Annotated in this window: 12 protein-coding genes; 8 read left to right on the top strand and 4 right to left on the bottom strand. The window is 39.3% G+C overall.

Annotated elements, in window-relative coordinates; translation table 11 throughout:
• Positions 1–28: 28 nt before the first annotated feature.
• Positions 29–274, top strand: a complete 246-nt coding sequence (locus ABJE44_RS10730; RefSeq protein ID WP_348110727.1) for a Rho-binding antiterminator — start codon at positions 29–31, stop codon at positions 272–274.
• Positions 275–297: 23 nt separating this feature from the next.
• Here ABJE44_RS10730 and ABJE44_RS10725 read toward each other — a convergent pair whose 3' ends face one another.
• Both ABJE44_RS10725 and ABJE44_RS10720 read right to left on the bottom strand, forming a co-directional pair.
• Complete coding sequence (locus ABJE44_RS10725; RefSeq protein WP_348110726.1) at positions 298–945, bottom strand: response regulator transcription factor; 648 nt, start codon at positions 943–945, stop codon at positions 298–300.
• Positions 946–1,054: 109 nt separating this feature from the next.
• Positions 1,055–3,385, bottom strand: a complete 2,331-nt coding sequence (locus ABJE44_RS10720) for a TonB-dependent receptor (RefSeq protein WP_348110725.1) — start codon at positions 3,383–3,385, stop codon at positions 1,055–1,057.
• Between the two features lie 184 nt (positions 3,386–3,569).
• Here ABJE44_RS10720 and ABJE44_RS10715 point away from each other — a divergent pair, with 184 nt between their 5' ends.
• The 7 genes from ABJE44_RS10715 (at position 3,570) to ABJE44_RS10685 (ending at position 11,275) form a co-directional block, all read left to right on the top strand.
• Positions 3,570–4,865, top strand: coding sequence for an SLC13 family permease (locus tag ABJE44_RS10715; protein ID WP_348110724.1), 1,296 nt, complete (start codon positions 3,570–3,572; stop codon positions 4,863–4,865).
• A gap of 22 nt (positions 4,866–4,887) precedes the next feature.
• Complete coding sequence (locus ABJE44_RS10710) at positions 4,888–6,084, top strand: homoserine O-acetyltransferase (RefSeq protein ID WP_348110723.1); 1,197 nt, start codon at positions 4,888–4,890, stop codon at positions 6,082–6,084.
• A gap of 23 nt (positions 6,085–6,107) precedes the next feature.
• A complete protein-coding gene (locus ABJE44_RS10705) occupies positions 6,108–7,106 on the top strand; it encodes a PHB depolymerase family esterase (protein ID WP_348110722.1) in 999 nt (332 codons plus the stop codon).
• Between the two features lie 2 nt (positions 7,107–7,108).
• Positions 7,109–7,876 carry a 3-hydroxybutyrate dehydrogenase gene (locus ABJE44_RS10700; RefSeq protein WP_348110721.1) on the top strand — a complete coding sequence of 256 codons (768 nt, stop codon included), beginning with the start codon at positions 7,109–7,111 and terminating at the stop codon, positions 7,874–7,876.
• A 161-nt stretch (positions 7,877–8,037) separates the two neighbouring features.
• Positions 8,038–8,289: a hypothetical protein gene (locus tag ABJE44_RS10695; RefSeq protein ID WP_348110720.1), complete on the top strand. Its 252-nt coding sequence runs from the start codon at positions 8,038–8,040 to the stop codon at positions 8,287–8,289.
• A 317-nt stretch (positions 8,290–8,606) separates the two neighbouring features.
• Positions 8,607–9,407, top strand: a complete 801-nt coding sequence (locus tag ABJE44_RS10690) for a PHB depolymerase family esterase (RefSeq protein WP_348110719.1) — start codon at positions 8,607–8,609, stop codon at positions 9,405–9,407.
• A gap of 80 nt (positions 9,408–9,487) precedes the next feature.
• On the top strand, positions 9,488–11,275 hold the full coding sequence (locus ABJE44_RS10685; protein ID WP_348110718.1) for a sodium:proton antiporter: 1,788 nt from the start codon (positions 9,488–9,490) through the stop codon (positions 11,273–11,275).
• 76 nt (positions 11,276–11,351) lie between these two features.
• Here the strand turns inward: ABJE44_RS10685 and ABJE44_RS10680 are convergent, their stop codons facing one another.
• Together ABJE44_RS10680 and ABJE44_RS10675 are read right to left on the bottom strand one after the other, a co-directional pair.
• On the bottom strand, positions 11,352–12,038 hold the full coding sequence (locus ABJE44_RS10680) for a hypothetical protein (protein WP_348110717.1): 687 nt from the start codon (positions 12,036–12,038) through the stop codon (positions 11,352–11,354).
• Between the two features lie 101 nt (positions 12,039–12,139).
• Complete coding sequence (locus ABJE44_RS10675) at positions 12,140–12,709, bottom strand: DUF2058 domain-containing protein (protein ID WP_348110716.1); 570 nt, start codon at positions 12,707–12,709, stop codon at positions 12,140–12,142.
• Positions 12,710–12,713: the final 4 nt, after the last annotated feature.

Here is a 12,713-nt window from a genome sequence, read left to right as displayed (position 1 = left end):
TTGGGCATTCTAACTAGAGATAATATTAATGATATCTTGTGAGTATTATGACTACATAGAAGTAGCTTGCATGTATGGCTACACAATAAGGCTAACGTTAAAGTCCGGGGCAAGCGTGCTCGGTACCGCTGTGGATACCAGCCGGAATGAGCAGTCAGATGAGTGTATAAAAATGAAAGTTGATGATAACCATATGTTAGTGACTTTGAACTCAATCACAACTATGCACGTTCTAGATAATTATGCTCAGTTTAAGGTCGTAAACTTTAAATAGCCCCCTCAAAAAACTCAAATACATTATCCTTCTGTTGTATTCATGACACTTTTAAACATGACTCCGGCTTGGGTTCGGTTGTTAAAGTTGAGTTTATTAAGAACAGCAGAGACATGTTGTTTTATAGTGGATTCACTGACTTGCAACTCATAGGCGATTTGCTTATTTAGTAAGCCGTCAGCCATCATTTGCAATACTCGAAATTGATGGGGAGTGAGCAGTGCTAAGCGATTGGCAAAGCCTTTAAATTCAGAATTATCATGCTCTTGAACATCATTCATCATATCTTCCGGCACCCAAATTTGACCATCTAAAATTTGTGTCACCGCAGACGTAATGAGAGGTAAAGGCGTGGACTTTGGGATATAACCACTGGAGCCGAAATCAATAGCCTTTTTGATAATTTCTGAGCGCTCATCAGCAGATACAATAATGACCAAAACATCGGGATAGTTATTACGCAAGGTAGTTAAGCCAGTTAACCCCATATTGCCTGGCATATTAAGATCTAAAAAAACCAACTCAATTTCTGCATGTACCGAGAGTAAAGCTTCGGTTTCAGCAAAATTAGATGCTTCTAGGATATTATCACCCAAGCTTTCAAATATGGCATGCTTTAGTGCACTTCGAAATATCGGGTGGTCATCTGCAACAATCGCTCGGGCTAGCATGAGTAAGTCCTTAAAAAGCACTGGCACTAAAGCCTGAAGAGTAAAATAGATAGTGGTTTAAAAGCAATAAAAAAGGCAGCCGAAGCTGCCTATATATAAAATACTTGAATTAAAACCTATATCCTACCGTTAAGCTGATTGTTAATGGATCGCCATAATAACCAATCAAGGTGTTATCTCCGCCGGTACCTGCGGTATAACCTGTAGGGTCGTCGGAATTTTCAGTCACAAATTGATAGCCACCTACAACATATTCTTCATCCGTGAGGTTTTTAGCGTGTATACCTCCATACCAATCACCTTCAACACTGGTCCAAGATACACTCATGTTCAGTAGACCGTACCCATCTTGTGTAATTAAGCTATTTGCGGTTTCAGTAATGGTGTAATCATCTCGGTAATAGTAATTAGCACTGAATACTAGATCGCCAATATCAGAAGACCATACATAATTTGCGGCGAAATTTGCGGTGTACTCTGGTGTGTTAGCAATGGCAAATGCGTCAGAAATATCGACAGGTCCATCTACCGTTTCTTGTATCACTTCACTAAATTCAGCATCAATATAACCTAGAGCAATATCAAAAGTTAGGTCGTCAGTCGCTGCATAGGTAAACTCAGCTTCTACCCCTTGACCTGTTGAACTACCCACATTCCCCAATATCTGCTGTAAGTCTTCAGGAGAACTGACGGGCAGCACAGAAATATATTGACGGTCTTTGTGGTCTAACGCAAACAAAGTGACATTAGCCCTTAGGTTGTCATTCCAGTCACTTTTCATCCCAACTTCAAATGAATCAACCACTTCAGGGTCCACTGACGGCTCATTTATGGTCGCCCTAGGATTGAATGTTCCTGATTTAAAACCCTGAGCATAACTGGCGTAAAACATAATGTTTTTAGCATATTGGTATTCAACACTGAAACTAGGGGTTAACCTTGACCAGTCGTCTTTTGCAGGGGCATCTAACACGCCATCATTGTTACTATCTGTCCCTAAAACTTGTGGCACTATGTCACCCTCTGGTCTTACATATCCCGGGATCCAGTCAGAATAAGGGTAAACATTATCAAAAATAAGGCCATTATTTACAGTAGCTGACTTTTCTTCTTTGGTATAACGAAGGCCAACTGACATAGACAGTTTATCTGACACATCGAAACTACTTTGCCCATACACTGCTTGGCTTTCACTATTATTACACCCAGAAACTTCTCTAGTAAGACCTGGTGTGGCAAATGCAGCCCTACCTAAAAATCCTAAAATAGCATCAAAATTGCCGCATGACTCTCCATCATAAAAGTACACCCCCGCGACGAAAGACAAACCATCTACGCCATAACTCAGGTTAACCTCATGTGTATCATTACTATCGTCATATTCAGCCGGAACATCAAAGATATCTAAAGCAGTACTATCAAAATCTATGTTTGTAGCCGAATAGCTCTCTCTGTGGGAGCCTATATATTTTACTTGTAGTGCTTCTAATACATCATATTGGGCTAACCAACTATAGCCGTCTAGCTCAACACTATTAAATGTTGGTAAGCTGGTGTAAGAATCGAACACACTATTAGGAACAGGGGCGTCAGTTAAACGGCTGGGTAATAAACGATACCCCCCTTTAGAATTAGATGTGTCCTCTGTTTTATCCCACCGTACTCTGAAAAATAAATCATCAGTAGCATGAAACTCAACATTGAACCTAGCAGCCCACAGGTCTTTATTGTAATTTTCTAAGTCTTGATTGGGTAAGTCTGACTCCAAATACTGACCAAAGCCATCTCGATTTAGATTGGCATAGCCAAGGCCTACATATAACTTATCTTCAATAACAGGTATTTGACCGGTAACCTTAATATCACGTTGAGCGTAACTCCCAATAGTCCCCGACATATTAAAAGCGGTGTCACCTGACATTTCTTTAGTGACGTATTTTATGGCTCCGCCAATTGTATTTTTGCCATAAAGTGAACCTTGCGGCCCTCTTAGGACTTCAATTCGTTCTACATCAAGTAAATCTAATACGGCTCCTTGAGGACGAGCAACGTATACATCATCCACATAGATACCCACTCCTGGTTCATATCCCCATAGCGGGTCTTGCTGCCCCACACCACGAATGAAAGCCGTTAAGGTAGAGTTGGTGCCTCGACTATTTTGTAGAGTTGTATTTGGTGAAAATTGTTGAATTTCGGTGATCACCGCAATCCCTAAAGCATTCAATTCCATTTCGCCAATCGATGTCACTGCAATTGGTACTTCTTGTAGACTTTCTGTCGTTTTTCGAGCCGTTACCTCAATACGCTCTAGACCAACATTGTCCTGTTGAGCATAGACATTTGTACTAATTATGGCGCCTACGGCCATAGCGCAAAGTGATTGATTGAATAGCTGTTTAGTGTCTGTAATACGGGATGTGTTATTTATAATTTTCATTGTGTCCTCGGATATCAGTTTTATATTGCTCTGTATGCTGCGGTCTTAATTACCTTAATCCAGAACAATCAATTCGTCCTTAGTACCATAGTACTATGGGCTTTTCTCACCCTTTGACACACACTTCAACTCATCCTTTCTGTTGGTCTGCGGTCTCAGACTCAATTTTAAGGAAACATAACATATGCTTAGTTTAATTGGCCTAATAGGTGGATTATTACTACTTATAGTTCTAACTATTCGTGGAATGAATTTATTTATAGCGGCGCCACTTTGTGCTTTGTTGGTTACGATAACCAGCGGTTTACCTGTCTTCATAGGTGAACATAATTTTATTGAAACCTACATGCAGGGATTTTCTGCTTTTATCGCTGCTTGGTTCTTCATGTTCTTACTCGGTTCACTCTTCGGGAAATTTATGGAAGATACCGGTGCAGCTGATGCTTTATCTCAATGGATCATTAATAAGTTAGGGCGAAAACAAGCCGTATTAGCAGTTGTAATAGCTTGCGCGGTTTTAACCTACGGTGGAGTGAGTGTTTTTGTGGTGGCTTTCTCTGTATACCCTATGGCTGTTAGTTTATTTAAAGATGCTAATTTGCCTAGGCGATTCATACCGGCAACTTTGGCTTTTGGTTCAGTCACATTTACTATGACATCTGCTGGCTCACCTGAAATTCAAAATTGGATCCCTATTAAATACCTAGGCACCTCACCTTTTGCTGGCTGGGAAGTGAGCTTAGTGGTAGCTATATTTATGGCTAGCTTCGGTTTTTGGTGGATACGGCGCATGCTTAACAAAGCGGTAGCCAATGGCGAATGTTTTGAAGTACGAGACCATGATCCTATAACTAAGACGCGAGATTACCCACACCCATTTACAGGTATATTACCGTTACTGGTGGTATTAGTTTTATCATTTATTCTACATACACACTTGCAGCAAATGGCATTGATTGTGGCCTTAGGTGGCGGTGTGTTATGCCTTATGCTAGTCAATCGCAACTATTTTAATAATGTACAACATGCCATAACGGCAGGCACCACTGGTGCACTTATCGCTATAGGGAATACCGCAGCAGTCGTGGGCTTTGGCAGCATAGCGAAATCAACCACAGCATTTCAATCTGCAGTGGAGGTTATGACCCATATTCCCGGTAACGAATTAATAGGAGCGGCTATAGCCATAAGTGTTATCGCTGGATTAACAGGCTCTGCATCCGGCGGACAAGTCATTGCTCTACCTCTCATAGCTCCTCACTATGTTGACCAAGGTGTCGACCCCGAAGAATTACATCGTATTGTAGCCATTTCGTCAGGAGCATTAGATTCATTGCCTCATAATGGTTATGTTGTTACAACCATAAGGGCAATTTGCCACGAAACACACCAAAGGGCGTATTGGCCATTGGGGGCGCTAACCGTTGTTGTTCCTTTATGCGGCGTCGCCCTTGCGATTGCCATTTTCAGTTTTGTTTAACTTTTTTAGGAACATAATTTTTATGCAATTCATATTTTTCGTTATCAAGCTTTCATTATTTATCTACCTTACTAGCTTTATTGCTATTGCCGAGACTACGCCACTTGTAATTAAACAACGTTTTGAGACCGAAAATTTCAAAACGTTTAACCAACAAGAAATTAAAAAAGTAGCAGTTGGTTGGGAGAGTTATGGAAAGTTAAATGCTAATAAAGATAACGCTATATTAATAACCCATTACTTTTCAGCGAATTCTCACGCAGCAGGAAAATACTCAGAAGACGATCCCCAAGCGGGTTATTGGGATAACCTAATTGGGCCAAACAAGGCAATTGATACCAATAAATATTTTGTTATTAGTGTGGATAGTTTAGCTAATTTAGGTGTTTACAATGAACATGTAATTACCACAGGTCCCGCGACCCTGAACCCTGACACTGACAAACCCTACGGCCTTACTTTTCCGGTTGTAACCATCAGAGACTTTGTGAATATACAAAAATTAGTGCTTGAAAGTTTAGGGATTGAAAAATTACATACTGTAATAGGTGCATCTATGGGCTCTATGCAGGCTATAGACTGGGCAGCAACTTACCCTAAATGGGTCCCAAGGATGATATCTGTAATTGGTAATGCACAAACTGATGCTTGGACGACAGCACTTATAGAGCGATGGACTATCCCAATAAAGCTCGACCCAGCTTGGAATAATGGTGACTACTACGACCAAACCCCGCCAACAGAAGGCTTAATAGCCGCGCTGATGTTTATTACTCAAGATGCACTGACACCAGAGTTTATTAATGAAGTGGGCGGTTCATCATCAGTAAACCATCGGCCCCTAGAGGCCAAATCATTGGCTTCGATATTAGACTCTCATAGAATCGTACAATGGTTAAGAACCCGGGCCACCACAAGAGCGAAAACCTTTGACGCCAACCACCTACTCTATCTTGCGAGAGCTTCTCAATTATTTATAGCTGGGCACAAAAATAATTTGAATAAATCACTCTCAGAAATTAAAGCTAAGACATTATTTTTACCTTCAGCGAATGACTTATTGCTCATGCCTTACCTTAGTGTAGAAGCACACCAAAGCCTAAAAGAGCTAGGTAAGACAAGTGAACTTGAAACATTGACAGGTAATTTAGGACATTTAAATGGGGTATCAGCTATTACAGAAAAAGCCCTAAAAATAAAAAACTTTATAGAGCAATAGTGGCACCTAACTAGAGATTAACTATGATAAAAACAAGCTTATTAATACTTGGCAGTTTAGTTTCTGTCATCACAAACCTAGATGCAGCACAGTTAAACTTGGACACGCAGAAAATTGCAGTGTCTGGTTTATCTAGCGGTGGATACATGGCGAATCAATTTCATATAGCCCATTCTAAGTGGGTTGATAAAGTAGGAATTATCGCCGCTGGCCCCTATTATTGTGCCAACAATAGTATTAAAGAAGCCCTTGAAAAATGTGTTAATAAAAGTACAGAAACCACTAACAAACACCTTTTTCACCAAGCCAATAACTATGCTCAAAGTGGCGATATTGATCCTCTTGAAAATATAGCAAATAGCAAGGTGTGGTTATTAAGAGGTATCAAAGATAAAACCATTGCCCCTGAGGTAAACCAAGCTTTATTTACTCAATATCAAAACTGGTTAAATGAAGCACACCTCAAATTTATTACAGACCAGCCTTTTGGGCATCACTTTCCTACACTAGCAAACGGCACAAAATGTGATGTTTCTGAGCCTCCATTTATTGGTAACTGCAACTACGATGCAGCTGGTGAAATGTTGAGCTATTTATACGGCTCATTAGCACCGAGAGTCACTGAAACAACAGGCAAACTACAACAATTCGACCAGCATAGTTTAGGAGGCGATTCTGCCCAGTCATTGGCTAAAGACGGTTTTGCTTATATTCCGAAGACTTGCCAACAAGGTGAAATGTGCAATATTCATGTTCACTTTCATGGCTGCCAGCAAAACCTAGAAACCATAGGTACGCAATATATAACCCAAAACGGCATCAATAATTGGGCAGATAACAATCACCTAATTGTCATATACCCCCAAACAAAGAACTCAATATTTATGCCCTTAAATCCACAAGGGTGCTGGGATTGGTGGGGCTACACTGACGATAAATACGCAACAAAAAAAGGACAACAAGTTATGGCTATTAAAAATATAGTGACGTCATTTTCCTCTAAAATTAAGATAGGAGAATAGCCATGGAAAGCAGAAATATTCTCATAACAGGTGGAGCCAGTGGTATAGGTTTTGGCATAGCGGAGCATTTAGGCCGTTTAGGTCATCATATTGTTATTGCAGATATTAATTTAGCTGCGGCAGAATTAGCTTCACTCAAACTGCATAAAAAAAATATCAAAGCTACTGCCCTTCAGTTGGATGTCACTAATGCAATAAGCGTTGCTTCTTTACCCCAAACCTTAGGGCCAATCACAATAGATGTATTGATTAACAATGCTGGAATTCAACACGTTAGTAAACTGGAAGACTTTCCACCACAAAAGTGGCAGCAGTTGATAGATATAATGTTAGTTGCACCAGCATTATTGAGCCAAGCGTTATTACCCGCAATGCGACAACAAAACTATGGCCGTATTATTAATATAGGCTCGGTACATTCTGTTATCGCCTCCCCCTTTAAATCCGCTTATGTTGCAGCAAAACATGGCTTGTTAGGCTTTTCTAAAACCTTAGCCTTAGAAACTGGTGATTGTGATGTAACAGTGAATACACTATGCCCTGCATATGTGAAAACCCCTTTAGTTGAAAACCAGATAGCAGCCCAAGCGATTGAAAATGGCATAAGTCAGCAAGAAGTGGTTGATAAAATTATGTTAGCGCCAATGCCTAAAAAGTCATTTATTGATATAGAGGAACTCGGCGCATTAACTGCTTTTTTATTAACAGGAGCTGCTAAAAACATCACGGCTCAAGCATTAGTCATTGATGGGGGGTGGACTGCCAGATAAATTTATAGTTACTTTGACTAAACATTAGTGAGTTTGACAGATTTATTATCTGCAAAAAACCTTAAAAACAATCTAACCACTTGTTTATATTGCACATTTAAAATATGACGCACACTATGCAGAGTATTTGTAAGATAATTTATAAACGTTAGGAATTTTGTATGGATATTGGGATGATTTTTGTATTAATTATTTTATTCGCTTTTGTGTTACCCATAGTTATTTACGGGACTTGGAGCACCCATAAAAAAGACATGGCTAAATTAAGTGCGAGCTTGAATGATTCTGAAAAAGAAAATTTAAAAAATGAATTAAAGGCGGTTAAAACTAGATTAGAAGTACTAGAAGCCATAGTAACCGACAAAAAATATCAACTAAACCAAGAAATTTCTGAATTGAAGTCAGTTAAATAGTATCTGTATATTGTAAGCTCATTTAGGTTTGAGGTGGCTAAACCACCTAATTAGTGAGTTACAGGCACCATAAGCATACCCTTAAGGTGCCTCTCCTAGGAAGTTTTAAAAAGTGCCAGTTAACATTTAGCTGTTAAAGATTTAGTACAGTTTACTATCACCTAGTAAAATGACACTGCATTCTACATAATCTAATTTGCTAAGGATTACATGGATTTAGAAATCAGTGGAAATAACTAATATCTAGTTCGCTTTTTATTGTTGTTAGCCTTTTTTGTGCGCTTTCAAAATCGGCCCAAGCACCATTGCATAGTCTTATGGTTGAGGCTGACAAACGCTATTACAGACTTTTTATACCTGTAAAATATAATCCGCAAACATCTTACCCATTGGTACTTAATTTTCATGGCACCAATAGTGACCCCTTTAACCAAGAAGTCTTAACAAGGTTCGAGAAATTAGGTCAACAGAAGCAATTTATAGTGGTATCTCCCTTGGCATTATTTACTCGTAATGACGGAGAGCCAATTACGTGGAACGTAGACTATGAGCCGGGACCTGATGACGTAATATTCGTATCGCATTTAATCAAGCACTTGAATCGAACCTTCAACATTGATGGGAATAAAATCTATGCGACAGGCTTCTCAGGTGGAGCAAGAATGTCTAGCAGACTAGCATGTGCAATTCCTGACACAATAGCTGCTATAGCACCCGTTGCTGGGTTAAGGTTTCCAGATGCCTGCAAACCTAGTCATGGTGTGCCAATAATAAGTTTTCACGGTGAAAAAGACACCATTAATCATTACAAACTACAACACGACTCCCCCGTCTATTGGAAGATGGGTTTTGATGAAGCTTTAAGTAAATGGGTAAAAAACAACCAATGCACCGAGACTAATATCCAAAAATATTCAGATACTATACTGGAGCAGCGATATTCAGGCTGCGATGATGGTGCAGATATATTATTCTACAAATCATCAATAGCTGGCCATACTTGGCCTGGTTCATCACAAGCTGATAAATTTTTAGAATACGGTTTGGGTACCACTGAAAAACAATTAGATGCCACTAATTTAATTTGGGAGTTCTTTAAAAACCATCAAAAAAACTAGTTTGCCACGAACTCTGTAACATACATCACTATAACTGGCGCCCAAGTTGAGCGCCTAACTATTTTAATTGAGGACTTAATTTGAGCGATCCTATCATTTCATTAGTCGCAGTGGGACTTATTTCCATAGCCTGCCAATTTTTTGCCTATAAAATAAAATTACCCGCCATTTTACCTTTATTAATTGTAGGTATTACTGTGGGCCCGGTATTGGGCCTACTAAATGCCGACCTTTTACTGGGTGACTTGTTATTTCCTATTGTCTCTTTGTCGGTAGCAATTATTTTATTTGAAGGTTCATTAACCCTCAAAGTTAACGATTTAAGTGGCCATGGCTCCATGGTACGAAATTTATGCACAGTAGGCGCGTTAATTACTTGGGTAGTCGCCGCCCCAGTTGCGCATTATGCCCTTGGAATGTCTTGGGAAATGGCGTTCTTATTTGGCGCAATTGTTACAGTAACTGGCCCTACAGTGATAGTTCCTATGTTACGTACAGTTAGACCCAGCTCCAAAATATCCAATATATTGAGATGGGAAGGCATTATTATCGACCCTATTGGTGCTTTGTTAGCGGTATTAGTATTTGAATACATAGTATCCACCCAAGATGCTTTGACCCATACCCTCTTTGCTTTTGCAAAAACCATAGGTGTAGGTACCGTCTTTGGAGTTTTGTCAGGTTACCTAATGGGGCTGGTATTACGAAATAACCTAGTCCCCCACTACCTAGTGAATACTGCCGTACTCACCTTAATGTTAGGGGTATTTGAAGGTTCTAATCTCATTGCACATGAGTCAGGTTTGTTAACTGTCACGATTATGGGAATGTGGTTAGCCAATATGAAACGGGTTGAAGTTGAAAGTATTTTAGAGTTTAAAGAAACCCTGAGCGTACTATTAATTTCAGGTTTGTTTATTCTTCTTGCATCAAGGATTGAACTTGGCAGCATACTTAACTTGGGTTGGGGATCTGTGATTGTTCTCTTAGCCATAATGTTTGTCGCTAGGCCGATTTCTGTTTTTATCTCTTCTATTGGTAGCAAGTTTACATGGCGGGAGTTAGCACTATTAAGTTGGATCGCCCCAAGGGGAATAGTAGCAGCTGCGGTATCGGCTCTATTTGCGTTGAAACTGGAAGCTTTAGATTACGCCCAAGTGGATTTGTTAGTGCCAATGGTCTTTTTAGTCATTATTGCAACCGTAGTAGTGCAAAGCTTGACTTCAGTGAGAGTAGCGAAACTGCTTGGACAAAGGGCACCTGCCCCACATGGTTTTCTAATCTTTGGAGGCGGCTTATTCGCTAGAATGTTTGCTAAAGAATTAATAAAACTCGATGTTAGGGTTAGCATAGCAGATACAAACTGGGAATCGATAAGCAATGCGCGCATGGAAGGCATTCCCACCTATTTTGGCAATCCTATGTCTGACCACGCCTCTAGAACCTTAGACTTATCTATCTTTGGTAAGGTATTAGTCATATCCCCTTACAAGCAGCTCAACCCATTAATAACCTACCATTTTGAACATTTAATTGGTAAGGGCTCGGCAATCAGCTTAAGCAATGATGAATCAAAAAAACTCGCCAGCCATCAACTTTCAGAATCCTATGCTAAAAAGCTAGTGTTGTTTTCAGAGGATGTAAATTACAGTAAGTTAGCAGGTTATGTTGCCAAGGGTAGCGTTATTAAAACCACTAAAATTTCAGAAGAGTTTACCTATGAAGACTATGAACAAGAATATGGCAGTCGTTTAGTACTTTTATGTGCAGTAGAACCTAAGGGCCGCGTGCACATATACACATCACTTCAGAAAGTAAAAGTTAAACCAGATTGGAAAATTGTCAGCCTAATAAAGGCAGAAAAATAGTAAAATCTTAGGTTAGATAACCTGATAAGTAATCAGGTTATCTAAAGCGAAAACCTCAGTCATATTAAATACTGACTTATAGGCTATTAACTTCAGCCAACTTAACAGTTAATTCAGGGAGCAAGTGTGAATGCTTTTTATGTATGTAAGGATAAAACATATGCTTCTCAACGGCAGGCTCTAACCTTACAACACCGCTTATATCGGCTTGTTTATTTAAGGCTTTAAAAAGACTGGTAGACCCCACTAGCAAGTCAATTCTATCAAACATTAACATTTGCAAAGATTGGTCTAAATTATCAATTGAATATAATTTAAATGGGTATTTTTCAGAAGCAAATTCGATATATTTCATACCTTTACGATAACCTAATAGGTAATCAGCAGGTATGCTTCCCCACCCATCTACAGTGAACTCTTTACCTGACTTAACATAAAAATACACCAGGTGGCTATAACAAGACTCGTTAACTTGAATCAAGTTGGGATAGTCTTTATCAAGCCCTCCTATCCGGGCAACTTCTCCGTTGGTTGTGCCATTGTTCGACATCAATAAGGCACGTTTAGCCGGCATTAAGCTCACTTCAAATTTATAACCTATTTGGTTAAAAGCACGGGTTAATTTATCTTCACAAATAACCCTAGCACTGTTATTTTCAATGGGAGCAGAAAACACAATCCTGCCTTTACTATTAGCGCAAACAGAAGTACTCAAAAAAGCACAACAAACTAATGAAATAATAAAAATCCGTTTAATCAACATCTATCGCTTCCTTAGCATTGAAAGAATCACTTAAATTAGGTCATTCTTGATACTTCACTGTAATACAAACATCATCATAAACAAGGTACTGGAAGGCTGAATTACCAATTTAAATCATCTGGAATTTCATAATCCGCATACCAATCATCATTTTCACTTTCTTGTTGGTCTTGCTGACTGATAATATCAGCTCGGTATACCACTACGTTTTCATCTCGCTCTGCTATTTTATTAGCGACGGGCATAGGCACAAGTTCATAACCATCGTTTAGCTTAACTATGGCAAGCTTACCTTGAGTGATTTGTTTGTGCGTGGCTTGACTTACATACATGCGCTTTATCAAAGTACCATCAGTAAAGTTACACACTAAGTCTTCACCACTTTTACCGGCAAACTTAGGTTGTTTGTTCACCTCTATTAATTGTTTTATTTGCGCAACCACAGCTTTTTTATCGGCCTCTTGTTTGGCCTTTTGATTAAGCTCGCGGTCTTTTGCTTTTTTGGCTTCAATTAACTTTTCAGCGGAAAGTTTTGCTTCGTTAGTTTCTACTATTTGTTTGTTATTCTTTTTAGCAATAGCTTGTTTGTGTTTTTGTTGTCGAACCTGTTTTGCTTTTTTCTTGTCAGCTAAACCAGCCTTGAGTAATTGTTCTTGAAGAGATAGGGCCATATCT

This window comes from Paraglaciecola sp. (genome assembly GCF_039942875.1).
Lineage (GTDB): Bacteria > Pseudomonadota > Gammaproteobacteria > Enterobacterales > Alteromonadaceae > Paraglaciecola.
The sequence above is the reverse complement of the archived record's forward strand: the minus strand, read 5'-3'. Positions and strand labels throughout refer to the sequence as shown.

Excerpts from the sequence above, each read along its gene's own strand:
- ABJE44_RS10675 (WP_348110716.1), bottom strand. The coding sequence starts at position 12,709 with ATGGCCCTATCTCTTCAAGAACAATTACTCAAGGCTGGTTTAGCTGAC.
- ABJE44_RS10710 (WP_348110723.1), top strand. The coding sequence starts at position 4,888 with ATGCAATTCATATTTTTCGTTATCAAGCTTTCATTATTTATCTACCTT.
- ABJE44_RS10695 (WP_348110720.1), top strand. The coding sequence starts at position 8,038 with ATGGATATTGGGATGATTTTTGTATTAATTATTTTATTCGCTTTTGTG.
- ABJE44_RS10725 (WP_348110726.1), bottom strand. The coding sequence starts at position 945 with ATGCTAGCCCGAGCGATTGTTGCAGATGACCACCCGATATTTCGAAGT.
- ABJE44_RS10705 (WP_348110722.1), top strand. The coding sequence starts at position 6,108 with ATGATAAAAACAAGCTTATTAATACTTGGCAGTTTAGTTTCTGTCATC.
- ABJE44_RS10700 (WP_348110721.1), top strand. The coding sequence starts at position 7,109 with ATGGAAAGCAGAAATATTCTCATAACAGGTGGAGCCAGTGGTATAGGT.
- ABJE44_RS10715 (WP_348110724.1), top strand. The coding sequence starts at position 3,570 with ATGCTTAGTTTAATTGGCCTAATAGGTGGATTATTACTACTTATAGTT.
- ABJE44_RS10680 (WP_348110717.1), bottom strand. The coding sequence starts at position 12,038 with ATGTTGATTAAACGGATTTTTATTATTTCATTAGTTTGTTGTGCTTTT.
- ABJE44_RS10690 (WP_348110719.1), top strand. The coding sequence starts at position 8,607 with ATGGTTGAGGCTGACAAACGCTATTACAGACTTTTTATACCTGTAAAA.
- ABJE44_RS10730 (WP_348110727.1), top strand. The coding sequence starts at position 29 with ATGATATCTTGTGAGTATTATGACTACATAGAAGTAGCTTGCATGTAT.
- ABJE44_RS10720 (WP_348110725.1), bottom strand. The coding sequence starts at position 3,385 with ATGAAAATTATAAATAACACATCCCGTATTACAGACACTAAACAGCTA.